At 31.0% G+C, this 25,130-nt stretch carries 24 protein-coding genes; 2 read left to right on the plus strand and 22 right to left on the minus strand.

Annotated elements, in window-relative coordinates; genetic code table 11:
* Positions 1-33 precede the first annotated feature (33 nt).
* A complete protein-coding gene (gene rpmB / locus HSACCH_RS07055) occupies positions 34-264 on the plus strand; it encodes a 50S ribosomal protein L28 (protein WP_005488849.1) in 231 nt (76 codons plus the stop codon).
* A gap of 69 nt (positions 265-333) precedes the next feature.
* Here the strand turns inward: rpmB and HSACCH_RS07060 are convergent, their stop codons facing one another.
* The 21 genes from HSACCH_RS07060 to remA all read right to left on the minus strand — a co-directional run bounded on the left by HSACCH_RS07060 (position 334) and on the right by remA (position 21,654).
* Positions 334-1,554, minus strand: coding sequence for an NAD(P)-dependent malic enzyme (locus HSACCH_RS07060; protein WP_005488850.1), 1,221 nt, complete (start codon positions 1,552-1,554; stop codon positions 334-336).
* A 27-nt stretch (positions 1,555-1,581) separates the two neighbouring features.
* Positions 1,582-2,238, minus strand: coding sequence for a thiamine diphosphokinase (locus HSACCH_RS07065; protein ID WP_005488852.1), 657 nt, complete (start codon positions 2,236-2,238; stop codon positions 1,582-1,584).
* The gene (gene rpe, locus HSACCH_RS07070) at positions 2,231-2,887 is read right to left on the minus strand and encodes a ribulose-phosphate 3-epimerase (protein ID WP_005488853.1); all 657 of its coding nucleotides are present in this window, start codon (positions 2,885-2,887) and stop codon (positions 2,231-2,233) included. Before rpe ends, HSACCH_RS07065 begins: the two co-directional genes overlap by 8 nt.
* Positions 2,887-3,747 carry a ribosome small subunit-dependent GTPase A gene (gene rsgA / locus HSACCH_RS07075; RefSeq protein WP_005488854.1) on the minus strand — a complete coding sequence of 287 codons (861 nt, stop codon included), beginning with the start codon at positions 3,745-3,747 and terminating at the stop codon, positions 2,887-2,889. Before rsgA ends, rpe begins: the two co-directional genes overlap by 1 nt.
* Before the next feature lie 8 nt (positions 3,748-3,755).
* Positions 3,756-5,804, minus strand: a complete 2,049-nt coding sequence (gene pknB, locus HSACCH_RS07080) for a Stk1 family PASTA domain-containing Ser/Thr kinase (protein WP_005488855.1) — start codon at positions 5,802-5,804, stop codon at positions 3,756-3,758.
* Positions 5,805-5,834: 30 nt separating this feature from the next.
* The gene (locus HSACCH_RS07085) at positions 5,835-6,551 is read right to left on the minus strand and encodes a Stp1/IreP family PP2C-type Ser/Thr phosphatase (protein WP_005488856.1); all 717 of its coding nucleotides are present in this window, start codon (positions 6,549-6,551) and stop codon (positions 5,835-5,837) included.
* A gap of 24 nt (positions 6,552-6,575) precedes the next feature.
* On the minus strand, positions 6,576-7,619 hold the full coding sequence (gene rlmN, locus HSACCH_RS07090) for a 23S rRNA (adenine(2503)-C(2))-methyltransferase RlmN (RefSeq protein ID WP_005488857.1): 1,044 nt from the start codon (positions 7,617-7,619) through the stop codon (positions 6,576-6,578).
* Positions 7,620-7,625: 6 nt separating this feature from the next.
* Positions 7,626-8,975 (minus strand): 16S rRNA (cytosine(967)-C(5))-methyltransferase RsmB, encoded by a 1,350-nt coding sequence (rsmB, locus tag HSACCH_RS07095; RefSeq protein ID WP_005488858.1) that lies wholly within the window; start codon positions 8,973-8,975, stop codon positions 7,626-7,628.
* Positions 8,976-9,665, minus strand: a complete 690-nt coding sequence (locus HSACCH_RS07100) for a zinc metallopeptidase (protein WP_005488859.1) — start codon at positions 9,663-9,665, stop codon at positions 8,976-8,978.
* 20 nt (positions 9,666-9,685) lie between these two features.
* Positions 9,686-10,630 (minus strand): methionyl-tRNA formyltransferase, encoded by a 945-nt coding sequence (gene fmt / locus HSACCH_RS07105; RefSeq protein WP_005488860.1) that lies wholly within the window; start codon positions 10,628-10,630, stop codon positions 9,686-9,688.
* A 4-nt stretch (positions 10,631-10,634) separates the two neighbouring features.
* Positions 10,635-11,087, minus strand: coding sequence for a peptide deformylase (def, locus tag HSACCH_RS07110; RefSeq protein WP_005488861.1), 453 nt, complete (start codon positions 11,085-11,087; stop codon positions 10,635-10,637).
* Between the two features lie 22 nt (positions 11,088-11,109).
* Positions 11,110-13,335, minus strand: a complete 2,226-nt coding sequence (priA, locus tag HSACCH_RS07115) for a replication restart helicase PriA (RefSeq protein ID WP_005488862.1) — start codon at positions 13,333-13,335, stop codon at positions 11,110-11,112.
* Positions 13,336-13,502: 167 nt separating this feature from the next.
* A complete protein-coding gene (gene metK / locus HSACCH_RS07120; RefSeq protein ID WP_005488863.1) occupies positions 13,503-14,687 on the minus strand; it encodes a methionine adenosyltransferase in 1,185 nt (394 codons plus the stop codon).
* Between the two features lie 108 nt (positions 14,688-14,795).
* Entirely contained in the window at positions 14,796-15,584 is a 789-nt protein-coding gene (gene lgt, locus HSACCH_RS07125; protein WP_005488864.1) for a prolipoprotein diacylglyceryl transferase, read from the minus strand.
* A gap of 6 nt (positions 15,585-15,590) precedes the next feature.
* A complete protein-coding gene (nikC, locus tag HSACCH_RS07130) occupies positions 15,591-16,472 on the minus strand; it encodes a nickel transporter permease (protein ID WP_005488865.1) in 882 nt (293 codons plus the stop codon).
* 16 nt (positions 16,473-16,488) lie between these two features.
* Positions 16,489-17,493, minus strand: coding sequence for an ABC transporter permease (locus HSACCH_RS07135; protein ID WP_005488866.1), 1,005 nt, complete (start codon positions 17,491-17,493; stop codon positions 16,489-16,491).
* Positions 17,494-17,586: 93 nt separating this feature from the next.
* A complete protein-coding gene (locus HSACCH_RS07140) occupies positions 17,587-19,149 on the minus strand; it encodes an ABC transporter substrate-binding protein (RefSeq protein WP_005488868.1) in 1,563 nt (520 codons plus the stop codon).
* A gap of 209 nt (positions 19,150-19,358) precedes the next feature.
* Entirely contained in the window at positions 19,359-20,531 is a 1,173-nt protein-coding gene (gene coaBC / locus HSACCH_RS07145) for a bifunctional phosphopantothenoylcysteine decarboxylase/phosphopantothenate--cysteine ligase CoaBC (RefSeq protein ID WP_005488869.1), read from the minus strand.
* Between the two features lie 73 nt (positions 20,532-20,604).
* Positions 20,605-20,817, minus strand: coding sequence for a DNA-directed RNA polymerase subunit omega (rpoZ, locus tag HSACCH_RS07150; protein WP_005488870.1), 213 nt, complete (start codon positions 20,815-20,817; stop codon positions 20,605-20,607).
* Positions 20,814-21,389 carry a guanylate kinase gene (gene gmk, locus HSACCH_RS07155; RefSeq protein WP_005488871.1) on the minus strand — a complete coding sequence of 192 codons (576 nt, stop codon included), beginning with the start codon at positions 21,387-21,389 and terminating at the stop codon, positions 20,814-20,816. Before gmk ends, rpoZ begins: the two co-directional genes overlap by 4 nt.
* A 22-nt stretch (positions 21,390-21,411) precedes the next feature.
* Positions 21,412-21,654, minus strand: a complete 243-nt coding sequence (gene remA / locus HSACCH_RS07160) for an extracellular matrix/biofilm regulator RemA (protein ID WP_005488872.1) — start codon at positions 21,652-21,654, stop codon at positions 21,412-21,414.
* A gap of 192 nt (positions 21,655-21,846) precedes the next feature.
* Here remA and HSACCH_RS07165 point away from each other — a divergent pair, with 192 nt between their 5' ends.
* A complete protein-coding gene (locus HSACCH_RS07165) occupies positions 21,847-23,598 on the plus strand; it encodes an Rqc2 family fibronectin-binding protein (RefSeq protein ID WP_005488873.1) in 1,752 nt (583 codons plus the stop codon).
* Here the strand turns inward: HSACCH_RS07165 and HSACCH_RS07170 are convergent.
* Positions 23,595-25,097: a hypothetical protein gene (locus HSACCH_RS07170; protein WP_005488874.1), complete on the minus strand. Its 1,503-nt coding sequence runs from the start codon at positions 25,095-25,097 to the stop codon at positions 23,595-23,597. The genes HSACCH_RS07165 and HSACCH_RS07170 overlap by 4 nt on opposite strands.
* Positions 25,098-25,130 lie beyond the last annotated feature (33 nt).

The following is a 25,130-nucleotide window of genomic DNA, read 5'->3' on the forward strand; positions in this document are numbered from 1 at the left end:
GATATTTATTTTTTAGATAGGAGGTGTTTTTCTATGTCCAGAGTCTGCGAGATTTGTGGTAAAGGTGGAAATACAGCCAATAGCATACAAAGACGTGGTAAAGCTAAGAAAAAAGGAGGAGTTGGACGTAACATTACAAGTTCTACAAAGAGAACTCAACGTCCAAACCTTAAAAAAGTTAAAGCAATTGTTGATGGATCACCAAAAAGAATTAAGGTGTGTACTCAATGTCTTAAATCAGGTAAAGTTGAAAGAGCTTACTAATTTAGATTTAGATAAAAAAAGGGAGAAAAACTTAGTAAAATAAGTTTTTCTCCCTTTAGTACTTTTATGTTATTTAAGATTTTTAGAAATTATATTTTTTATTTGCTGCTCATCCATTTCTATTCTTGCTAAATTATTTTGAACTGCACTTTTAGCAACTGCAAAAGCTACAGCTGGTACTACTCTTTGATCAAAAGGATCAGGTATAATATATTTTTTGTCAAGCTTGTCTCCTACCAAATTTGCTATAGCTTCAGCTGCAGCTATTTTCATGTCTTCGCTTATTTCTACAGCTCTTAAATCCAATGCACCTCTAAAAATACCTGGAAAAGCCAGTACATTATTGATTTGGTTTGGATAATCGGAACGTCCTGTTGCAATAACTGCTGCGCCAGCTTCTAAAGCAAGCTCAGGTTTTATTTCAGGACTCGGATTTGCCATAGCGAAAATTAAAGGATCTGCTGCCATCCTTTTTACCATTTCTGCTTTTAAAATATCCCCCACAGAAAGACCTATAAATAAATCAGCATCTTCAATCGCCTCAGCAAGACCTCCACTCAAGCCTTTAGGATTTGTTCTTTTAATCAATTTTTGCCTGAGTAAATCATATTGATCAAGATTATCTTCATTTAAAATACCTATTATATCGTTAATAATTAAATTTTTGGCGCCTGCATCTAAAAGAAGTTTAGACACGGCAGTGGCTGCAGCACCTGCACCATTTACCACAATCTTTATCTCCTCTAAATTTTTATCAACCAGTTTTAGGGCATTAATAACTGCTGCCAGAACAACAACTGCTGTTCCATGCTGATCATCATGAAATATTGCCATATTAGTTTCTTCTTTTAATCTTTTTTCGATTTCAAAACATTTAGGAGCCGAAATATCTTCTAGATTTATCCCTGCAAAAGTGGGTTCTAATAATTTAACAAATTGAACTATCTCATCGACATCTTTGCTGCCTATACAAAGTGGAAATGCATCTACATTTGCAAATTCTTTAAATAAAACTGCTTTTCCTTCCATAACTGGTAGGGCTGCTTCGGGACCGATATCTCCAAGACCTAAAACAGCAGTTCCGGAAGAAACAACTGCTACTTGATTTCCACGAGCTGTGTATTCATATGCTTTATCTTTATCTTTTTTAATTTCTCTACAGGGCTCTGCAACTCCAGGTGAATAAGCAAGACTTAACTCTTCTTTATTTCTAACCCGAACTTTAGATTTCATTTCAATTTTACCCTGATTTTTACTATGTAATTTTAACGCTTTTTGATAAATATCCATTATTACCTCCAATTACTTTACTGCTCTCTACTCCAACTTTTCTAGTACATAAATTAACAAACCACTCTCTAAAGTGACTTCCGCCTGCTTATTTTCGATTAGATTACTGATTCCTCTGCTTTCGGAGCGTTTAATATCATGATTTTCTAAATTATATTTGCAGCCTTTGATACTAACTCCTTTAACAATTTTATTCTGTGGAATTAAAGAAAGTCTATATCCTTTTTTGTCGACGAATTTCCGACTGCTGCTAATTAATGCTATTTCTATTTTTTCAGAGATTATTCTTGCTTCTAAATTTAATTCATTTATATATTCTAAAAGATTTAAGTTGGCAAGCTGCTGGTCCACTCTACCACCAAGAGCAGCTGTTAGAAATATTTTTTTTATGCCATTTTTTAAACAATAATCTACTGCAATTTCACTATCAGTCTGATCTTTTTCAACAGGGAATTTTAATAATTCAACATTATTTTGCTGGTAGTATTCTTTATTTTGCTCAGTTATTGAATCAAGATCCCCTATAATAAGATCAGGTAGAATCTCTACATCTCTAGCATTATTAGCTCCACCATCTACTGCTATAATTTTATCTATTTTATATTCTTCTATTTTTTTTCTTAACTTTTCTCTGCCGAAGTCTAATTCCCCATTTAGAATTAGAAGTGCTGTTTTCTTAGACATCAGAAGCAATGCTCCTCATTTCTGCTAATGCTTCAGCAGGGTCAGCAGCACCAAAAATTGCTGAGCCAGCTACAATAATATCTGCTCCAGCATTAACAATTTCTTTTAAATTATGATTTTTTATTCCTCCATCTACCTCTATTTTACAGTCATAATTATTAGCTTCTATTATTTTTTTAAGTTTAGCAATTTTTTCAGTCATCTGTGGTATATAGGACTGACCTCCAAAACCCGGGTTAACAGACATAATAAGAACCTGATCAAGTTCTGGCAAAAGATATTCTAAACTTTCTATAGGTGTAGCAGGGTTTAGAGAAACTCCTGCTTTTATCCCCTGATCATTAATCATCTGAATCACACGATGAATATGATCTGTTGCCTCTAAATGTACAGTTAAAATATCAGAACCAGCTTCCACAAAATCTTTGATATATCTTTCTGGTTTAGTTATCATTAGATGAGTATCAAATCGAAGTTCAGTTTGATCTCGAATATCCTTTATTAATCCAGGACCAAATGTTATATTGGGCACATAAACTCCATCCATTACATCTAAATGTAAATAATCTGCTTCATTAATTAACTGAATCTGATTTTTTAATTGACTAAAATCAGCTGCAAGTAATGACGGTGCAAATTCTGTTTTCATTAGTATCTAATCTCCTTTTCTTTTATTTCATTATATATTTGTTTGTAACTCTCATATCTCCGCTTAGATATCTCGCCATTTTCAACTTTCTGCTGAACAACACAACCCGGTTCATGTAAGTGGCTGCATCCATTAAATTTACAAGCATTATTATATTTGGCTATTTCGGGAAAATACCATGATAAATCATCTAGTTCAATTTCAAAATCAACCTTAGCCATTGAGGAAAAACCTGGAGTGTCAGCAACCCAACCCTGATTTGGAAGTGATAATAATTCTACCATTCTGGTTGTATGAACTCCTTTTTTTAATTTCTTACTGACAGCAGCAGTTCTCAAATCTGCATCCTCAATCACCTTATTCAAAAATGATGATTTTCCTGAGCCAGAAGGTCCTGTTAAAACATTTATTTTGTTATTTAATCTATCAAATAGTTTTTTTAAATTAGTATTTTCTTTAACGCTTATAAAATAAACCTCATAACCTGCTTCTTTATATTCTTCAAAATCTTTTTCAAAACCAGGATCAGCCTGATCAATTTTATTAATAACTATCAGAGGCTCAAAACCAGAACTTTCTACAAGCAATAAAAATCTATCTAATAATGAAGGTGTAAACTCTGGATCTTTTACTGAATGCATTATTACTACCTGATCAACATTTGCAACCTTTGGCCTTTTTAATAAATTTTTTCTTGAATAATAATCCTCAAGAATTTTATTTTCTTTGTCAATCTCCACATAATCGCCTGGGTATATTTTTTCTCTAATCTTACCTCTAATTCTACATTGGTATATCTCCTTATTTGGAGAAGCTACAAAGAAAAATCCTCCGATCAACTTAATTAAAATACCCTTCATTTAAACTATCATCCCCCAAAACTTTCTGATTTAATTAATTGATCATCAAAATATATTTTAAGTTTTGTTTCACCCTGGCTTTGAATATCTCTCACAATGTTATCGCCCGGCTCATGAATTGCTTGATAAACTTGTTCTTCCCCATTATCATCTTCGATTACTATTCTAACTTCTCTGCGTTCTGATCCTGTAACATTGATAGAAATTCTATTCAAATGAAAATTTTCTGCAGAAGGATTTTCAGCACCTTTACTAATTACAAAATCTACAGCAATTCCCTTCGGTAAATATTCTCCCGCTCTTACACTTTGGGAAATAACTTGGCCATCAGTAAAACGATTAGAATTTTCTACACTAATCTGGCCAACATTTAGTCCCTTATCTCTAATCAAGTTAACAGCTTCTGTTTGCTGCAGACCAGTTAAATCTGGCATTCTAACAGAAATATCTCTTTCTCCACGGCTAACAAATAAAGTGATTTCACTTCCTTTTTCAACTTCAGCCCCGGCAGCGGGAATTTGATTAATTACAGTTCCTGGGTCTTCAGATAACCTAAATATATATTGTATATCACCACTGCTGAGTGAAAGGTTATCAAGTTCAAGTAGAGCCTCTCTTAAAGAATTGCCAACAAAACTAGGAATCTCAATTAATTGTGGACCTCTACTTACAGTTATATTTAAGGGACGACTCTGTTTTATTCTCTCACCAGCTGCTGGCTGTTGAGTTACTACATAATTTTCTGGCAGTTCTTCACTAAATACTCTTTCCTCATTTTCTAATAAATTTAACCCGACTTCTGAAGCCATTTTTCTTGCTTCTGTTAAATTTTTACCTTCAATATTAGGTACCTGAACAACCGGTACATTAGTATATTGGTTAAAGAAAAATAATAGTCCACCAATAGTTAACAGAAAAAATAATATTACAGCAGATATTATATATAATGGCTTTTTATTTTTGCTTTTTTGATTATCTTTTTTTATTTCATTTTTTCTTTTATCTTTTTCAGCATCAAAATTAGCAGCCGATTTTTGAGCATCAATTTCTTTTGCATTTTTAGTCTTCTTGCTTTTATCATTTTCTTTATTCTTATTATTTAAACTTTTCTGTCCATCATCGTTTTTGTTTTTATTATTTTTAGACTTATTTAAAAAAGCAAAATCCGTTTTTTTCATCACCTTAGTTTCATCAGCATTGAATTTTTCTTTTTTGTTATTATTAGTAGTTTTGCTTTTAAGGTTTTTTAAACAATAGGTGATCTGCTGCCTCATCTCAGATGCATCCTGAAAACGATCTGCAGGATCTTTTGAAATTGCTTTCATAATTAAATCATTAACTTCTTTAGGTATCTCATTATTAATCTGTGATGGTTCAACTGGAGTTTGTTGTATATGCTTTAAAGCAACTGAAATCGGGCTTTCTCCATGAAAAGGAAGTTCACCTGTTGTCATTTCATAAAGTACAACTCCTAAAGAATAAACATCTGAGTAAGCCTTTATTTCTCCACCTTTGGCTTGTTCAGGTGAAAAATAGTGTGCGCTGCCTACTACTGTTTCAGTTACTCTTACAGTTGCATTACTAACAGCTCTTGCTATACCAAAGTCTGTAACTTTAACCTCCATCTCGTCATTTAAAATTATATTATGAGGCTTTATATCACAGTGAACAATTTGATTACCATGGGCTACTGATAATGCAGCTGCAATCTGTCTTGCCATCTCTAATGATTCAGCAATAGAAAGTTTAGTTCTTTCTTTAATAATATCTTTTAAAGTTTTACCTTCAACAATTTCCATTACAAGATATATTCTTTCTTCATCAACTACAATATCATAAATACTTACAACATTAGGATGAGATAATCTTGCTACTGCTCTTGCTTCCTGTCTGAATTTATCTATAAATTCATCATCTGATTTATATTCTGGACGCAGCATTTTTAAAGCTACTCTTCTTTCCAACAGAGTATCTCGAGCTGAATAGACAATAGCCATTCCACCACGGCCAATTTCTTTTATTATCTTATAACGATTATTTAAAATCTTACCCTGCATAAATTCACCTCAATTATCATCCAAAAATAATTATTCTTCACTGTAACCAACTACTATTAAAGTGATATTATCAAAACCACCACTAGCTAGAGCTTCCTGCAGTAGCTGCTCAGCAATATCTTCAGTTTGATTATTTTCTGAAAAAATTTCTTCAATTTTATTTTTTCTGATCATATCTGAAAGACCATCTGTACATAATAATAGATATTCATCTTCAGATATTTTAAGCTGTCCTTTGTCTAAATCTAAATTTTCTTCAAGCCCTAAAGCTTGAGTAACTATATTTTTTTTAGGATGGTTAAAAGCTTCCTCTTCTGTTATTTTATTTTCTCGAAGCAGCTTACCTACTAATGAATGATCCTTAGAAATCTTTTTCAGCTGTTTATTATTTTTATTATAAAGATAAATTCTACTATCCCCTAAGTTAATATAATAAATATTTTGATCCTTAATTATCGCAGCTGCAAAAGTTGTGCCCATCCCCATATATTCTTGATTTGAGCTGCTTTTATTAATTATTTCTTGATTTATCTTATATGTTAAGCTGCTCAAACTTTTTAAAGGCTCTGATAAATCAAAGTCAAAATCAGCGGTAAAGCTTGCTGCAATCTGGCTGGCTACTTCTCCAGCAGCATGTCCACCCATACCATCAGCAACCATAAAAAAATTTATTTTTTCATCAATATAATAATTATCTTCATTTAGACTGCGTTTATTTCCTTTATCAGTTAAAGCTTTAAACCGCATTTTTCTCCTCCTTTAATTTATACTCTACTTCTCTTTTCTTTTTAATTGTCCACAAGCTGCATCTATTTGAGTACCCATTTCTTTTCTAAGTGTAACCTGGATCCCATTACTTTGTAAAGTCCCGTAAAAACTATCTATCACCTTTTGTACAGGTCGCTCAATACCCAATTCCGGAACTGGATTAGCAGGTATTAAATTCACATGACAATTTATACCTCTTAAAAGTTCAGCCAGCTGCACAGAAAGTTCAGGACTATCATTAACACTATCCATTAAAACATATTCGAAGGTTACTCTTCTACCTGTTTTTTCAATATAATCAATAACGGCTGATAAAAGTTGATTTAAACTATATTTTTTGTTAATAGGCATAATTTTGTTTCTCAAGCGATCATTTGGTGCATGTAAAGAAACTGCAAGTCCAATCTGATCATTAACCTGAGCCAGCTTTTTAATTTCTGGTACCAGTCCCGCTGTAGAAATAGTCATTTTACGCATCCCAATATTTAATCCTTGATCAGCATTAATAATTTCTACCGCTTTCATCAAATTATCAAAATTGGCAAGTGGTTCACCCATCCCCATAAAAACGACATTACTTAATCTTGGCTCAGCAAAATTTGATCCACTGATATCTTTTTGAACTTTTATCACCTGGTCTACAATCTCACCTGCAGTTAAATTTCTCTGCAAACCATCAATTCCAGTTGCACAAAATGAACATCCAAGTCCACATCCTACCTGGGTCGAAATACAGGCACTGTGACGTCCTGATTCGGGAAAAGGAAGATACACTCCCTCAATGTTTTCGCCATCATTTAGCTCCCATAAATATTTAACAGTTCCATCGACAGCTACACTTCTATCTATTTCCTTTATATCACTTAAATTATAATTTTCATCTATATATTTACGCATCTTTTTAGGGATATTTTTCATTTCTTCTGTAGTAGAAACTCCATTTTTATATAACCAGTTAAAAACCTGCTCGCCTCTATAAGATGGAAAACCAGCTTCTTTAAATTCGTCTATTAACTCATCTCTGTTTAGTTCTTTTAAATCTTTCATTAAAATTTAATCACTCTCCACTTTTTTAATTAACGCATAGAAAAAGCCTTCCGAATCTACTTCTCCAGGTAAAAGTTCTAAATATTTATTATCATTTTTCAGGTTCAACGTACTAACTTTTTCTAATTTCTTATTGATATCGACTAACTTAAATTTATCATTCTCTTTTAAAATTGTATTGATAAGATCCTGGTTCTCCTCCTGACTTAAAGTACAGGTTGAATATAATAATGTGCCACCAATTTTAAGTTTATCTAAATTATTATTTAAAATTTTATATTGTAAAGCAGCCATTTTAGTAATAACTGACTCACTCTTTTCCCATTTGATCTCTGGTTTAGAAGAAATAAGTCCTAAACCTGAACATGGTAAATCTGCAAGTATCCTATCATATTTTTGATCATCTTGATATTTAACTGCATCAGCTTTTTTTAAAGTAATGTTTTTAACTCCCAATCTATCTATATTTTCTTTGATTAAATTGAGTCTACTCTGGCTAATATCTAAAGCAGTAATTTGACCAGTATTGTTCATTAAGGCAGCCAAATGAGTAGTTTTCCCCCCTGGAGCAGCAGCTAAATCTAAAATTTTCATATTTTCTTTTGGGTCTAATAATAATGAAGCCAAGCCAGCAGATGTACCCTGAATATAGGCACCACCTCTTTTAAAAACCTCTGTTTTCGCTGGGTTATCAACTTCTTTTAATTTATAAAAAGAACTTAAAAATGTTTTTTTATATTTAATCTCATCTTCTTTTAAAAGTTTTTCAAATTCTTCTTTTTGCATTTTCAAAGAGTTATGACGATAAATAACCTCCGCCCTCTTATTGCCTGCTTTTAAAATTCTTTCCGCCCTCTTAAAGCCATACTGATTAATAAAACGTTTGACAAGCCAGAGCGGATAAGAATATTTAATCGACAAATATTTTTCTGAGTTATTACTTTTAGATGGTAAATTTAATTTATCTTTTTTCCTATTAATATTTCTCAAAACTCCATTTGTAAATGAAACAGCTCCTTTTTTTCTGCCTGGGAGCATTATTTTTACAGCCTCAACACTTTCATAAATTGCGGCTCTTGCAGGTACTTTATCAAGAAAAAAGAGCTGATAAACCCCAATTCTCAGCCCTACTAATACTTCTTTATCCATTTTATTTAATTGAGTTTTAGAAAAATTATCAATTATATAATCTAAATATAATTTATTTCTAATCACTCCATAAAAAATTTCAGTAAACAGATTTTTATCTCTGGGATCATCTATTTTATTTAATTCAGAATCTAATAATAAATTAGAATAACTTCCACTTTCAACTCTAAGCAGTGCTTTTAATATTTCAGAACGTAAATTATTCAATTAATCATCACCCAGACCAGCTAAAATTAATATCCTCAGCATATTTGCTAGAGCAACTAGTGTTGTTGCAACATAGGTAAAAGCAGCAGCTTTTAAAACTTTCTTTACACCTTTAATTTCTTTATCAGTTAATAAGTTAGTACTTTTCAAACTGCTGATAGCTCTATTGCTGGCATTAAATTCTACCGGTAAAGTTACCAGATGAAATAAAAACGCTGCAGAAAAAAGCACAAATCCTGTCATTATTAAAAAATCAGCTCTAATGAAAAACCCAAATATAGCTAAGGGCATTCCAAAACTAGAACCAATATTAGCTGCAGGAACCAGTGAAGCTCTAAAAGAAAGTGGTTTGTAACTTTCCTTATCCTGTATTGCATGCCCCACTTCATGAGCAGCAACGCCAACAGCTGAAACAGTATTATTATTATATACTTCAGATGATAGATTTAAAGTTTTATTTTTGGGATCATAATGATCGCTCAATTTACCATCGCTTTTTCTAATTTCAACATTTTGCAGATTATTTTTCAATAATATCTTTCTAGCAGCTTCTGCGCCACTTACATTTGAATCAATCTGAATTTCATCAAATTTATTAAAAGTGTGTTTAACTTTATACTGTGCATATCCTGCAAGCATCAAAGCAGGAATAATTATAATCATTGTTGGATCAAAGAAAAATGGAAACATAGATCTACCTCCTTCATAAATTAATTAGTACCAAATTTATCTTTTGCCTTAAGTTGATGTCCATTTATAAAATCTTCAGCACTAATCCTCTTAGCGCCTGGAAGCTGTAATTTTTTTATTGATAAAATACCAGCAGCTGTTTGAACCAAAATTCCATCATCTATATTGGCTTTAACTATTGTTCCAGCTGGTAGATTAGTGTTTTCAGAATCACTAACTTCACTTTCCCAAATTTTTACTCTTTCTCCATTAAGATAAGTGAAGGCGCCTGGCCAGGGGTTAACACCTCTAATTAAATTATGAATATCATTAGCACTCTGCTCCCAATCAATCTCACCTAAACTTTTATCAATTTTATAAGCAAATGTTGCTTTAGAGTCATCCTGTTCTATCCGAGGAGCCTTTCCTGTTTTTACATCTTTTAATGTTTTAAGAAGTAGTTCAGAACCCCTTTCTGCTAATTTATCATGTAAAATTCCAACTGTATCATTTTCTTCAATTTCAACTTTTTGCTGATAAATGATGTCACCATCATCCCAACCTTCAGCCATATACATTGTTGTATTTCCAGTAACTTCTTTCCCATCAATAATAGCTTTATGAATTGGACTCGAGCCTCTATACTCAGGAAGTAAAGAAGCGTGTAGATTAATACACCCATATTCCGGAATATCTAAAAGTTCTGGGCTTAATTTTTGTCCAAAAGCAACAACAACTATAAAATCAGGATCGATTTTTTTTAATTTTTTCAAAAATTCTTTTTTATTAACATTTTCGCTTTGAAGTATTTCTAAATCATTCTCCAAAGCTTTCTCTTTAATATCAGAATAATGGACTTTTTGGCCTCTGCCACTTTTGCGATCAGGTTGAGTTATTACTGCTTCAATTTCAATTTCTGGATCATTGTTTAATTTAAGTAGTGAGGGTACTGCAAATTCAGGTGTTCCCATAAAAATTATTTTCATCAAATCACTCCACAAGTTTAACAATTTTATCTACAAATAAAACTCCATTTAAATGATCAATCTCATGCTGTATTGCTCTAGCTTCAAATTCTTCTGCCATAAATTCAATTTCTTTACCTTCTCTATTTAAGCTTCTAACTTTAATTTTTTGAGATCTGATTACATCGCCAGTTTCACCTGGAATGCTCAAACAGCCCTCCTCCATTATTGCTTTCCCTTCTTCTTCAATGATTTCTGGATTTATTAAAATAACTTTGTTGCCTTCACGAATGTCTACAACTGCAATTTTCTTTAAAATTCCAACTTGCGGTGCAGCTAAACCTACTCCGTCTTCTTCGTACATTGTATCAAACATATTATCAATTAATTCATTTGTTTTTTTAGTTACTTCATCTATTTTTTTTGTCTTACTTCTTAAAACTGGGTCACCAATTTTTCTTATTTTTAAAAGAGCCATAATATTTACCTCCTAAATTATATTATAACATTTTATAGGGATCCACATCAATACGAATTTCGACTGAATCATTATTATTTGCTTCCATAAACTTTTTTTCTATCAGCTGAATTATATATTCACGATTTCTCATAGATTTAAACTTTAAAATAATCTGCCTTCTATACTTTTTCCTTATTTTACTTAAAGGGGCCGGTGCTTCCCCTAATTTTTCTAAATAATTATCACTATATTGTTCTAAAAAATGGGATAATTTACGACTTATTTCAGCTGTTTGCTTTTCATTTTCGGAACTGATTATAATATTTAATAAACGGCAAAAAGGAGGATAATTTCTTTTCTCTCTAATTGAAATTTCCTGTTCATAAAAAGAATTATCTTGATCATTCAAAGCAGCTTTTATACTATAATGTTCCGGCTCATAAGTCTGCACTAAAAATTCACTTTCACAACTATTGCTAAGTAATGATTTTAACTGATTTAAAAGAAAATAATTATTCTCAGCTGCCCTAAAATTAGAACTGTTAAGCGCTGTATCAGCAGAAATAACAGCTGCAAATTTTAAATTAGCATAGAATTGATTTTTAATTAATATTGAAGTTCCTACTAAAATATCAATGTCCCCATTCTTAAATGCATTAAGTCGTTTTTTTTGTTCATTTTCTTTTAAATCTCCATCGACTCGAACAATTACTGAATTCGAATATATTTTATTAAGTTCTTCAATTATTTTTTCAGTGCCAACTCCTGCTTGAGATATAAAAGCACTACCACATTCTGGACATTTATCTGGCATTTGTTTCTTTAATCCACAATAATGACAACTCAATTCATCTTTTTGATTATGATATTTTAAAGAAATATCACAGTTATCACACTTAATTACATGCCCACATTTTCTACAAATTACATAATTAGACATTCCTAATCTATTTAAGAATAATAAAATTTTATTATTTTTTTCTAAATGATCAGAGATTTTTTGTTTTAAATTTTTACTCAAATCACCTAAGTTACCTTTTTCAACTTCTTTTTTCATATCTATTACTTCACTTTTTATATTGCTTTTTTTAGAATTTAAATAAATCTGATTATATTTGCCTTTAGCAGCAAGTTTTTTACTTTCCAGAGATGGAAAAGGTGATTCTAGAACTAAAAGATCATTTTTATTTTGTAATCTCCTGACAGCAATTTGCCGGGCATGATATAAAGGATGTTCCTGTTCTTTGTAGCATTCATTATTCTCTTCCATTAAAATAATTGCGTCTAATTTAGAAAAAGGCGCAAAAACTGCTGATCTTGCACCAACTGCAATTTGAACTTCTCCCTTTCGAATTTGCTGCCATTGATCAAAGCGTTCACCTTGAGAGAGCTGACTGTGTAAAAAAGCTATCCCATCAGCAAAATAACTGTCCAGCTGCTCTAAAAAAACAAAGTCTTTTTCCACCTCAGGAATAAGTAAAATAATATTTTTATTCTGCTCTACTAGTTTTTCTAAAAGCTTTATAATAAAATTATACCTCTTAGAAGAATTATTTGTTGTTAAAAGATAACTATTTTTACCCGAATCAAAGTTTATAATTTTTTGCAAAAGCATTTTGTCTTCTTTTGAAATTTCAAAATCAGTATTAATTTCCGCTTCTAATTGATTATTTATTTTTGGTACTCTACTTTGATAATTATTATATAAAATAATTAAATTTTTGTCTATTAAACGGTAAACAGTTTGACGAGATGTGTCAGCAAAAGAAGTTACTGTTTTTAACTTATTTTGCTGCTCAATATTATCCAGTAAGTATTTTAAAATTAAATATTGTTTTGGGGCTCTATTTTTTAATTTTTGCAGCTCATTATTAAAATCATCAATTTCGTTATTTAACTTTAAATACTCAACCTGTTTCTTTTTAATCTTTTTATCAATTATGCCTGGTGGCAAAGCTGATTTTATAACCTGGGGCAGATAAGCATGATAATAACTTGCAGTCCAATAAAATAGATTTAATAATTCATTATCAAAAAAACTTTCTTGATAATAAATGGTCTCAATTTCTTTAAGTTTAGAAATTTCAAGGTCAGAATCAGCATTAATTTGAGTTACAAAAGCAGAAATTTTTCTCCGCCCAAAAGGGACTTTGACAATTTGCCCAACTTTTATCATAGATTTAAATCTATCTGGAAGTAAATAATCAAATTCTTTATTTAGTTTTTTTAAAGGTAGATCAACAACTACTTTTATTATTTTATTCATAGAATTTCCCTTCCAAATAATTAATTAAAACATACTAAATAGTAAATAAATAGTAAATAAATAGTAAAAGTTAAATTTACTTAAGATAATTTATATTATTTTATTAAATGTTAAAAGCCGAAGGTAAAAACCTTCGGCAGCTTAATCAAATAATTATCAATTATTCTTTATTCTAAACCAGCTTCTTTTCTTAATTTATCAGCTCTATCAGTATTTTCCCATGGCAGTTCTAGATCATGACGACCAAAATGACCATAAGCAGCTACCTGCTTATAAATAGGTTTTTGTAATTCTAAATTTTTAATTATCTGGGCTGGCCTTAAATCAAATTCTTCTTTGATAATTTTTTCTAATTTATTTTCATCTATAATCGAAGTACCAAAAGTGTCAATCATTACAGATAAAGGTTTTGCGACTCCTATTGCATAAGCAATCTGGACTTCACATTTATCAGCTAGTTCTGCTGCAACTATGTTTTTGGCAATATAACGGGCTGCATAAGAAGCAGAACGGTCAACTTTAGTTGGGTCTTTCCCGGAAAAAGCTCCTCCACCATGATGAGCAGTACCTCCATATGTATCTACAATAATTTTTCTACCTGTTAAACCTGTATCTCCATTTGGACCCCCAATAACAAAACGTCCAGTTGGGTTGACTAAGATTTCAGTATCTTCTCTTAATAAACTATCATCAATTATTTCTTTAATTACATGTTTAGTAATATCTGCTTTAATTTGTTTTTGAGTGACTTTTGGATGATGCTGAGAAGATATTAAAATTTTATCAACATAAACAGGTTTTCCATCTTCATAAGCAATAGTAACCTGAGTTTTTCCATCAGGACGAAGATATTTCAATGGTCCATTTTTTCTGACTTCTGCCAGTTGGCGAGCTAACTTATGTGCAAGCATGATTGGCAGCGGCATTAATTCTTCAGTTTCATTTGATGCATAACCAAACATTAAACCTTGATCACCAGCACCTAAATCAGAATTAGATTCTCCCTCTTTTTCTTCTAAAGCATGATCTACACCAAGAGCAATATCACCAGATTGTTCATCAATAGCTGTTAAAACAGCACAAGTTTCTCCATCAAAACCATATTTAGCCCTAGTATAACCAATTTCTTTAACTGTTTCTCTTGCAATTTTCTTTAAATCAACATAACAGGAGGTACTAATTTCTCCTGCAATCAATATTAAACCTGTTGTTACCATTGTTTCACAGGCAACTCTTGCATCAGGATCTTTTTCAATAATTGCATCTAAAACAGCATCAGAAATTTGATCAGCAACTTTGTCGGGATGACCTTCAGTTACAGATTCTGAGCTAAATAAATATTTCCGTGTCATAATATCACCTTTCATCTATAAACATATTCTTATCTGAAAATTTAATATCATTTATTTTCAACTTAATAAATTTAGTTTAGCATATAAAGTGTATACTGTCAATTTACTCTACTCTTCAATTTTTTTAATTTTTCTAATATAATAAAGTAGAGAAAATCCAGCTATTATCATTAAAATGCTGATTAATTTTGCAACTTGAATTTCTCCAGCAATTAATAAACTATCTGTTCTCTGTTCTTCTATAAAAAATCTAAAAAGTGAATATAAAATGAGATAAAAAGAAAACACTTCTCCATCTCTTTTTCTCCTGGAATTTAAATAAAAGCTTAAAAAGATAAATAACAAAAAATTTGCAGCTGATTCATAAAAAAATGTTGCTTCTCGATAAGCACCCTCAATAAACATCTGTTTTTTTATGAATTCTGGAAAGAATTTATAATAACTTTCATTTACAACTTGACCATATGCTTCTTGATTAATGAAATTACCCCAGCGACCTAATGCTTGAGAAAATGCTGTTAATGGAGCTAAATAATCAATAGCTTTAAAAAATTTTTTATTTCTTTTTTTAGTCAGAAAAAAGAGAACTGCAATTCCCATCAACAGTCCTCCATGAATTGCAAGCCCACCCTCATGAATAGCTAAAATTTTAAAAGGTCTGTTAATATAATAATCAAAATTAAAAAGAACATAATAGATTCTAGCCGCTATAATACCTAAAGGTAAAGCCAAAATTATATAATCTAAAAAAAATTCAAAATCAAATTCCTTCTCTTTTTTTAGAAGATAATTTAATAGTATCAGTGAAATAATAATTGCTGATACTATTAAAAATCCATACCATCTTATCTCCCAAGAAAAAACTCTTATCATGACTGGATCAATAATTTTAATCACCCTATTTTAAACATTTTTCATCTTAGGATCAAGTGCATCTCTTAAACCATCACCTAAAAGATTAAATCCTAAAACACCAAAAATGATAGCTAAGCCAGGGAAAGTTGCAACCCAAGGAGCTCTTTGAAGAGAAGCTCTAGCATCACTCAACATTGCTCCCCATTCTGGAGAAGGTGGCTGAGCCCCCAAGCCTAAGAAACTTAAAGCTGCAGCTTCTAAAATAGCAGTTGCAATACTTAAAGTAGTCTGAACAATTAAAGGTGCCATCGCATTCGGCAATAAATGCTTAAAGATTATTCTGAAATCTCCAGCACCTAGAGCTCTAGCCGCACTAATGTATTCACTTTCTTTAATTGATAAAACTGATGATCTTACAATCCTGGCAAAACGTGGAACATTTATAATCCCGATTGCCAACATAGCATTTTTCAACTGCGGTCCTAAAATGGCCACTATACCTATCGCCAATAATATACTTGGAAAAGCAAGCATAATGTCCATAAAACGCATAATCACCATGTCAAGTTTACCACCATAATAACCGGCCAAAAGTCCAAAACTCACTCCAAATACCAAAGCAAAAGCTACTGAAACTAAACCGACCTGAATTGAAATTCTTGATCCATAAATTATTCTACTTAATATATCCCTGCCCATTTCATCTGTACCTAATAAGTGTTCTGCTGATGGTGCCTTATATCTTGTTATAATATTTTGTTTAAATGGATCATAAGGTGCTAAGACTGGTGCAAATATTGCTACCAATATTAAAAATATAATAATTCCTAAACCGGCAATACCAATTTTGCTTTTTAATAATCTACGCCAGGCTTCAAACCAGGGATTTGTATTTTTTTTCATTATATTCTTCTTTTTAATATCTGACATCTGCTGTACTCCTCTCCTACTCATACTGAATCCGTGGATCTACTAAAGCATATGATAGATCGACAATCAAATTCACTATTACAAAAACTCCTGCAAAAAATAAGATTCCTCCCTGTACTATTGGAAAGTCTCTAGCATATATTGCATCTACAAGGTACTTACCAAGACCAGGCCAAGAAAAAATTGTTTCAGTCATTACAGCTCCACCAAGTAGAACTCCAAACTGAAGTCCAACAACGGTAATAATTGGAACCATTGCATTTTTAAGTGCATGTTTGAAAATAACCATTTTTCTTTTTAGACCTTTAGCATAAGCAGTTCTTATATAATCTTTTTTCAATACCTCTAACATTGATGAACGTGTCATTCGAGCAATTATTGCCATCGGAATTGTCCCAAGTGCAACTGCTGGCAGAAAAAGATGATGTAAAACATCTTTTAAGGCAGTAAAGTTTAACTGAATAATACTATCTATAACATAAAGATTAGTCATAGGAATAAATTCGAGACCAACACCTATTCTTGATGATGGTGGAAACCAACCTAATTCTACTGCAAAAAGCCAGATAAACATTAAGCCCAACCAAAAAATAGGCATTGAAACTCCCATTAAAGCTATTAACATACTTAAATTATCAAACCAGGAGTTCTGATTAATTGAAGCAAAAATACCTGCCGGAACACCAACAAACACCGCAAAAACTATTGCAAAAAATGACAGCTCTAAGGTGGCGGGGAATCGCTGCGATAACTCTTGACTAACAGGGTTATTACTCATTATTGAACGACCCAAATCACCTCTTAAAAGGTCTTTTACATAACGCCAAAACTGTACTGGGAGTGGATCATTAAGTCCCATGTCTTCTCTCAATTTCGCTAACGCTTCGTCACTTGCTCTTTCACCCAGCATTGTTTGAGCAGGATCACCTGGAATCAAATGAACAATCAAAAAAACTATAACTGCTACTCCAATTAAAATAGGGATCAAGGCAAGTAATCTTTTTATTATATAATTAAACATTTCTTAATTACACCTTCCTATTCAAAGTTAATCTGCGGCTTAAAATAAGCCGCAGATTGGTTTTATGATTAATATTTTATTTACTCTAATTCTCTATTCTTCCAACCATACTCTATGCAGCTTCTCTGTACCAGTTGGGTTAGGAATATAATTTTGTATATTATTTTTCAATGCAATTGGTGGTGTTGAATGAACTAAAGGTACCCAGGGAGCGTCTTCATGAATTATAACCTGAGCTTCCTTATAAAGTTCTACTCTTTTTTCCTGATCCATAGTTTTTTGTGCTTCAAGTAAAATTTCAGACAGTTCATCATTTGCATATGCATTTCTATTGTTAGACTGATCTAAAAGCACATAAATAAAGTTATCTGGATCACCATTATCACCTGTCCAACCTAACATAAATGTTGGAGCTTCTCTCTTTTTAGTTTTATCTAAATAGGTACTCCAATCATAAGTAACCAGATTAGCATTTACACCAATTTCACTTAAATAACTTTGAATAGCCTGACCAATGAATTTACCCTGTGGAATATATGGTCTTGGCACAGGTAAATACCAGAGATCAAATTCGAATCCATCTTCTAATCCTGCTTCTGCTAATAATTCTTTTGCTTTTTCTGGATTATATTCATAAGGTTCTATTTCATCATTATAACCCCAGATAGAAGGTGGCATTGGATTCTTAGCAGGTTCTGCTAAACCAGAATAAAATGCATCAATAATTGCCTGCTTATCAATTGCGTGGTTAAATGCTCTTCTAACTCTAACATCATCAAAAGGTTCTACATTAAAGTTCATAGAGAAGTAACCAACATTCATACTTGGTCTTAATGAAAGCTTAATTTCATCAGACTCTTTTACACTTTCAACATCTTCCGGACTTACTCCATCCATCATATCGATTGTTCCAGCCTGTAATTCAAAGAATCGAGCTGAATTATCAGGAATTGAACGGAAAACAATTTCGTCTAAATAAGCACGTTCTCTCCAATAATTTTCATTTGCTTTTAAGATAACTCTGTCTCCCTGACGCCATTCTTCTAAAGTATAAGCACCAGTTCCAACAGGATTTTTAAAATAATCTTCTCCATATTCTTTTACAGCTTCTGGACTGGAAATCCCGAAAGGAACCATAGCCAGATTATTTAAGAAAGGAGCCTGTTTTTCAGAAAGAATAAACTCTACTGTATATTCGTCTACTGCATTAACCTCCTGAATAATTCCTGGGAAACCCTGGAACATATAACTATAATAGGTGAATTCTCCACCAATATGGTAAGGATGATCTTCTAAACGCCAGCGATCAAAATTCCATTTTACTGCTTCTGCATTAAAAGGATTTCCATCGTGGAATTCTACACCTTCACGTAAATAAAAAGTCCATGTTAATCCATCTTCAGATACTTCCCAGTCAGTTGCCAGAGCTGGTTCTACTTCTGTACCACCTGGTGTGTAATCAACAAGTGTATCATAGATCTGCTGTGTTACTTTAAATGATTCTCCATCAGTAACCTGAATCGGATCTAACCCTACTGTATCTCCTCCGCGACCAAAAACTAAAGTTCCACCCTGTTCTTGAGCCATTACTCCTGTAACAAAAACCGACATAATCACTGCTAAAATAATAAAAGTTGTTAAAGTTATTTTTCTCATACTATACTTCTTCCTCCTCTTTTTTATTTTTAATATTGAATTTTTAATTTTCTATTCTAAAATCACCTCCAAATATAAATTTAAATAATATTAACAAAATTAATTAAAACTTACTATAATTATAATTTATTTTTTACATTAAGTCAATAAAGCACAATAATTTTATATCAAATTTAGAAAAAAATTCTTAATTTTATATTTTTTTATTCTTAATTTAAGATATAATCAAATATTTTATGAGCCAATTCTTCTTTTTCAGCTAAAGGCAGTTGAATACTATCCTTTTCACTTAAAATATTAACCTGGTTTTTATCACTACCAAAAGCTATATTTTTATTACTAATATCATTTGCAATAATATAATCGGCCTGCTTTTCCCTTAATTTTTTCTGAGCATTTTCTAATAGATTCTCAGTTTCAGCTGCAAAGCCAATTAATAACTGAGACGGCTTTTTTATTTTACCCAGTTCAGCCAAAATATCAGTCGTTCTTTCTAATTTTAGAACTAAATCACCATCAGACTTTTTGATTTTTTGACTGCTAACTTCTTGAGGTCTATAATCTGAAACAGCAGCTGCCATTATAATAATATCAGCATTTTCAAATTCATTAAAAACTTCTTCTTTCATTTCTTCAGCAGTCTCTATCCTTGTCAGATCAACGCCTAATGGAGTCTCTAATTCACTTGGGCCAGAAATTAATTTGACTTCCGCACCTCGATAAGAAGCAGCTTTAGCCAGAGCATAACCCATTTTGCCGCTAGAGTGATTTGTTAAAAACCTTACTGGATCTAAAGACTCTCTAGTCGGGCCAGCTGTTATAATAACCTTTTTATTATTAAGATCTTTTTTAGCTAATTCTCTTTTTACTTCTTCTACAAATCTTTTGGGGGCTGGAAGTCTTCCCTTTCCAGTATAACCACAAGCTAAATAACCAGTATCAGGAGTTATAATCTTATATCCAAGATCAGCTAAAGTTTTCATATTTCTCTGAACTATTGGATTTTCAAACATATGCACATTCATAGAAGGTGCAACCATAATTGGTGCTTGTGCTGCTAAAAGAACTGTTGTTAAAAGATCATCTGCAGTACCAGCAGCGGCTTTAGCAATAAAATTAGCAGTTGCAGGAGCAACTAAAAGTAAATCTGCTTTATCTGCTAAACCAATATGCTTAACCTCAGTTGTTGTAGTGCTAAATAATTTACTTTCTACTGGTAAATGTGTAATAGAATGAAATGTCAATGGACTGACAAATTCAGCTGCAGACTCAGTCATAATTGTATAAACATTATGATTTAATTTAGTCAATTCACTTGCTATTTGAACACTTTTATAAGCTGCTATTCCACCTGTTACACCTAAAATAATATTTGCAGACATTTTATTGCTCCTTTATATAATAATTTAATAATTTAATAATTTCTATAAAAATATGATGCCTATATTTTACTTTTTATTCTGGGGCTTCCATACGCTTTTCATAAGTTATTTTATCTTTTTCAATTTCCTCTAAACTTCTAGAAACTAACTTTTCACTTCTATAATTTTCTAATAATTTTGGTCCATTTTCATTAAGGTGTCTTGCTCTTTTTGAAGCCAAGATAATAACTGTAAATAGACTATCCGCTTTATCAACTAATTGTTCTGCAGAAGGTTCAGTAATCATTGAGAATCTCTCCTTTTTTGTTCTTCTAAAATAATTTTCCTAATTTCTTTTACGGTATCAGATAAATTATCATTAATCACTTCATAATCATAATTATGTACCTCTTTTAATTCCTGACGTGCATTTTTTAAGCGTATATTTTTGCTTTTATTATTTTCAGATCCTCTTTTATCAAGTCGATTTTCTAATTCCTCTAAAGATGGTGGCAGCAAAAATATATATACAGCCTCAGGATATTTTTCTCTAACCTGTTTTGCGCCCTGAGTGTCTATTTCTAAAATTATATCTTCACCATCATCTAATTTTTTATCAACAAATTTCTTTGGTGTCCCATAATAATGACCATGTACAACAGCACTTTCAATAAATCCATCATCTGCTTCTATATCTTTAAATTTTTCCTCTGAAATAAAGAAATAATTCTCTCCCTCAACTTCACCTTTTCTTCTTTCGCGGGTGGTTGCAGAAACAGAATATGAGACCCCATCAAAATCTTTAAATAATTCATCTAAAACTGTATTTTTCCCCACACCGGATGGTCCGGATAATACAAATAATAAACCTTTAGCCATTATAAAATACCTCCATTTTTATTTATTCATCTTCTAGTCGGTGTGAGACAGTTTCTGGTTGAATTGCAGATAATACAACATGGTCACTATCTGTAATTATAACTGCTCTAGTGCGACGTCCATAAGTAGCATCAATTAGCATGCCTCTTTCGCGTGCTTCCTGAATAATTCTCTTTATAGGTGCTGATTCTGGACTTACAATTGCAATCACCCTATTTGCTGCAATAATATTACCAAAACCAATATTAACTAAATTAACATCCATTATTTTTACCTCCCAAAAACTTATTTATCTAAAATTAACTTGACTCCTTATCTTTATTAATGATACCACAGCATTGCTTTTTTGACAAGCGAATAGGCCCTTCTTTGTTTTAAACAAATGTTTAATTTATTGACTCAAAGCAAAGTTTCTTTTATACTTAATTTAATATAAAAAAAGAATGGAGTGATAATTATGGCCTTCGATGGAATAATGTTATCTGCACTTAAAGATAATTTGCAAGGTAAAATCTTAGGTGCCAGAATCGAAAAGGCTTATCAAATAGAAAAAAAATATTTAATTATTCGTTTAAGAAATAACAGCCAAAATTTAGAACTTCTTATTTCTACTGATCCACAAGGAGCCAGGATAAATTTAACTGAAATAGATTTTGACTTCCCCTCCTACCCACCTGATTTCTGTATGATGCTTCGTAAATATTTAAAAAACTCATACATTCAAGAAATAATTCAACCTGAGTTTGAAAGAATGATTAGAATAAATATTGAAAAAAGAGGCAAAGAATATAGCTTAATAGCAGAATTAATGGGTAAATACAGTAATGTAATTCTTTTAGATGATAACGAAGTAGTGTTAGATGCAATGAAAAGAATTACAGAAAAACAAAATTCTGAGCGACAGTTATATCCAGGAATTAAATATCAAAAACCTCCTGCCCAAGATAAACTTAACCCCTTAGACCTCAAAAACAAAGAAGAATTTAGACAGATTATTGAGGAAAATTTTTCTCAGGCAGCTTTTAGAGCAGTAATGTATAATTTTAGAGGTATCGGTCCTTATTCAGCTCGAGAAATTGTTTATAGAGCTGGAATTGATCCAGCTGAAAATTATAATAATTTATCTGATTCAAATAAAAATGCAATTGCAGAATCAATGCTCAATTTGTTTTCTCAATTTAAAAAAGAAAATTATAATCCAGTTATTGCTGTTAAAGATAATGAAGTTGACTATATTTCAGCTTTTATCTTAAAACACAGAAATCCAGAAGATCTAAAAGAATTTAATGATATTGATCAAATGATGGATTATTATTTTAAAGAGTTTTTAAAAGATAAGGAACTGAAACGCTCAATTAGAGAATTAAATAAAGTCGTCAATAATTATTTAAATAAAAACCTTAAAAAACAAAAAAAATTAAAAAACCAATTAGAAGAAAGTAAAGATGCAGGAAAATATAAAAAAATGGGAGAGTTGATTACTGCAAACATTTACCAGATTAATAGGGGTGATAAAAAAGTTATAGTTCAGGATTATTATAGTGATGAGCAAGAAAAAATTGAAATCAAACTTGACCCCTCAAAATCTCCTTCAGATAATGCTCAAAAATACTTTAAAAAATATAATAAATTGAAAAAAAGTGTTAAACACTTAAAAAGAGAAATAGCAAAACTCAGACATGAAGAAAAATATTTAAAACAAGTGAGTATGAATATAGAACAAGCTGAAAGTTTAGATGACTTAGAGGAAATTGAAGCGGAATTAAAAGAAGAAAATTATATAAAAAAACAAAAACAGAATAATAAAAGAAATAAAAACAAAAAACTTCCACCACGCAAATTCATTTCAAGTGATGGTTATCAAATTTTAGTTGGAAGAAATAATAAACAAAACGACAGATTAACAAAAAAAATTGCAAATGATGGTGATATCTGGCTGCATACTAAGGTAATAGCTGGCTCACATGTTATAATAAAGAGAGATACAGAAGCAGAAGTCCCAGAAGAAACTCTTGCACAGGCAGCTGCAATCGCCGCCTATTTTAGTAAAGCAAGAGAATCCACAAATGTACCCATCGATTATACACCTGTAGAAAATGTTAATAAACCGAAAGGTGCAAAACCAGGCCTTGTTTATTATGACAAGTATCAAACAATTTATATTGATCCTGCAGATAAAATAATATTAAAAAAATTAGCAGCAGATTAATCTCTGCTGCTTAATTTTTTTCTTAATTCAAACATGATTTTAATAAATGTTATAACAAAGAAAATAAAAATAAGAATATTAGTTATTCTTGTAGGATATTTCTGATAATAGCTCTGACCTTGATAAAGAGTTAAATTATAGGTTTTTATATCATTTTCTAATTTTTCTTTTGATATTATTTTCCCTCGATAATCAATGTAAGCACTATATCCACCACTTACTGCTCTAATTAAGGCTGTATTACTTTCAGCAGCTCTATAAACTGATGCTGCTAAAGCTAAATTACTATACACTTTAGAATTTATCCCTGCTTCTACAGCTGAATTTACAATTAAATTTAAATCTCCTTTGTAATTTTTGCTTTTTGAAACTAATGGTATAAAAATTTCATCTGAAAATAAATTAACGAATCTAAGTTCTTCAATTTTTATAATTTCAATTTTTTTATTTTCTATCATTTTTTTATTAAGATTCAAATAATCAGAAGAAATTTCAATTAAATCATCTTTATATCTAAAATTAACTCCAGAGATAAAATTTCTTTGCTGATTGCTGCGATTAATAATTTCTAGTTCTTCAGATAATAAAAATAAAGAATTAAGGATTTCAGAATTATAATTTTCAGCTGCTGCAGCATTACTACCAAGCTGTAAATAAGAATCATTAAGTTTATTTTCTAATTTAGAAAAAAGCTTTTCTCTATAAAAACTATTTCTAATTAAATCAAAACTAAAACTATCTTCTGCCGTAAAAATAAATTTACTCTTTTTATTTTCAATTAGAGCTGCAAAATCATTAATTTCTGCTTCGATTTTCTTAAACATATTGCTATTTTCTTTTGAATTATTTATCAATATATCAAGACTCTGATTTTTTATATTTTCTTCATGACCGGATTTAATAACTAAAGGAAAAATTATTAAAATGATAAAAATTATTAATAGTGGAAGAGCCTTTTTCCAGTTAGGATCTAAATATATTTTAAGCAAATAAGAAGCAATCAAAACTGATATAAATGAAACTAAAAATATACCCCCATAAGAAGCATATTGAGCGATAATATTAAATGAACTTTGAGTATAAGCAAAATAATTGAAGGGATTAAAATTTAAAAATTCAAAACGAAAATATTCCAGCACACTCCAGCTGATAGCGGCAATAAAAGGACTGTAAGAATATTTGGGCTGCAAAAATTTATTGATAATAACCCAAACTCCAAGTGGCAAAGCAGAATATAAAAAATAAATGAATAAAATAAAGATATTAAATGAAAATGGCATTTTAAGTGTTTTACTAAGAGGTTGATAAATCCAGTAAAATGAAATTGCAGAGTTTAAAAAACCAATTAATAAGGCAATTATAAATGAATGACTGTAATCATAATCTTTAATTAAATAAATTAATGGTATGAAAGCAAACCAGCTCAAGAAAAATAAAGCTGGAAAATAATGTGGTATTGTAAACAATAAAGATGATAAAATAATTAAAATAAATTCCATATCTCTGCCTCCAAAAATTATTATATACTATGA

This window comes from Halanaerobium saccharolyticum subsp. saccharolyticum DSM 6643, from assembly GCF_000350165.1.
Lineage (GTDB): Bacteria > Bacillota > Halanaerobiia > Halanaerobiales > Halanaerobiaceae > Halanaerobium > Halanaerobium saccharolyticum.

Bases quoted from the DNA above. Each gene is read 5' to 3' on its own strand.
- rpmB (WP_005488849.1), top strand. From the start codon at position 34: ATGTCCAGAGTCTGCGAGATTTGTGGTAAAGGTGGAAATACAGCCAAT.
- HSACCH_RS07060 (WP_005488850.1), bottom strand. From the start codon at position 1,554: ATGGATATTTATCAAAAAGCGTTAAAATTACATAGTAAAAATCAGGGT.
- HSACCH_RS07065 (WP_005488852.1), bottom strand. From the start codon at position 2,238: ATGTCTAAGAAAACAGCACTTCTAATTCTAAATGGGGAATTAGACTTC.
- rpe (WP_005488853.1), bottom strand. From the start codon at position 2,887: ATGAAAACAGAATTTGCACCGTCATTACTTGCAGCTGATTTTAGTCAA.
- rsgA (WP_005488854.1), bottom strand. From the start codon at position 3,747: ATGAAGGGTATTTTAATTAAGTTGATCGGAGGATTTTTCTTTGTAGCT.
- pknB (WP_005488855.1), bottom strand. From the start codon at position 5,804: ATGCAGGGTAAGATTTTAAATAATCGTTATAAGATAATAAAAGAAATT.
- HSACCH_RS07085 (WP_005488856.1), bottom strand. From the start codon at position 6,551: ATGCGGTTTAAAGCTTTAACTGATAAAGGAAATAAACGCAGTCTAAAT.
- rlmN (WP_005488857.1), bottom strand. From the start codon at position 7,619: ATGAAAGATTTAAAAGAACTAAACAGAGATGAGTTAATAGACGAATTT.
- HSACCH_RS07100 (WP_005488859.1), bottom strand. From the start codon at position 9,665: ATGTTTCCATTTTTCTTTGATCCAACAATGATTATAATTATTCCTGCT.
- fmt (WP_005488860.1), bottom strand. From the start codon at position 10,630: ATGAAAATAATTTTTATGGGAACACCTGAATTTGCAGTACCCTCACTA.
- def (WP_005488861.1), bottom strand. From the start codon at position 11,087: ATGGCTCTTTTAAAAATAAGAAAAATTGGTGACCCAGTTTTAAGAAGT.
- priA (WP_005488862.1), bottom strand. From the start codon at position 13,335: ATGAATAAAATAATAAAAGTAGTTGTTGATCTACCTTTAAAAAAACTA.
- metK (WP_005488863.1), bottom strand. From the start codon at position 14,687: ATGACACGGAAATATTTATTTAGCTCAGAATCTGTAACTGAAGGTCAT.
- nikC (WP_005488865.1), bottom strand. From the start codon at position 16,472: ATGTCAGATATTAAAAAGAAGAATATAATGAAAAAAAATACAAATCCC.
- HSACCH_RS07135 (WP_005488866.1), bottom strand. From the start codon at position 17,493: ATGTTTAATTATATAATAAAAAGATTACTTGCCTTGATCCCTATTTTA.
- HSACCH_RS07140 (WP_005488868.1), bottom strand. From the start codon at position 19,149: ATGAGAAAAATAACTTTAACAACTTTTATTATTTTAGCAGTGATTATG.
- coaBC (WP_005488869.1), bottom strand. From the start codon at position 20,531: ATGTCTGCAAATATTATTTTAGGTGTAACAGGTGGAATAGCAGCTTAT.
- rpoZ (WP_005488870.1), bottom strand. From the start codon at position 20,817: ATGATTACTGAACCTTCTGCAGAACAATTAGTTGATAAAGCGGATAGT.
- gmk (WP_005488871.1), bottom strand. From the start codon at position 21,389: ATGGCTAAAGGTTTATTATTTGTATTATCCGGACCATCCGGTGTGGGG.
- remA (WP_005488872.1), bottom strand. From the start codon at position 21,654: ATGGATGTTAATTTAGTTAATATTGGTTTTGGTAATATTATTGCAGCA.
- HSACCH_RS07165 (WP_005488873.1), top strand. From the start codon at position 21,847: ATGGCCTTCGATGGAATAATGTTATCTGCACTTAAAGATAATTTGCAA.
- HSACCH_RS07170 (WP_005488874.1), bottom strand. From the start codon at position 25,097: ATGGAATTTATTTTAATTATTTTATCATCTTTATTGTTTACAATACCA.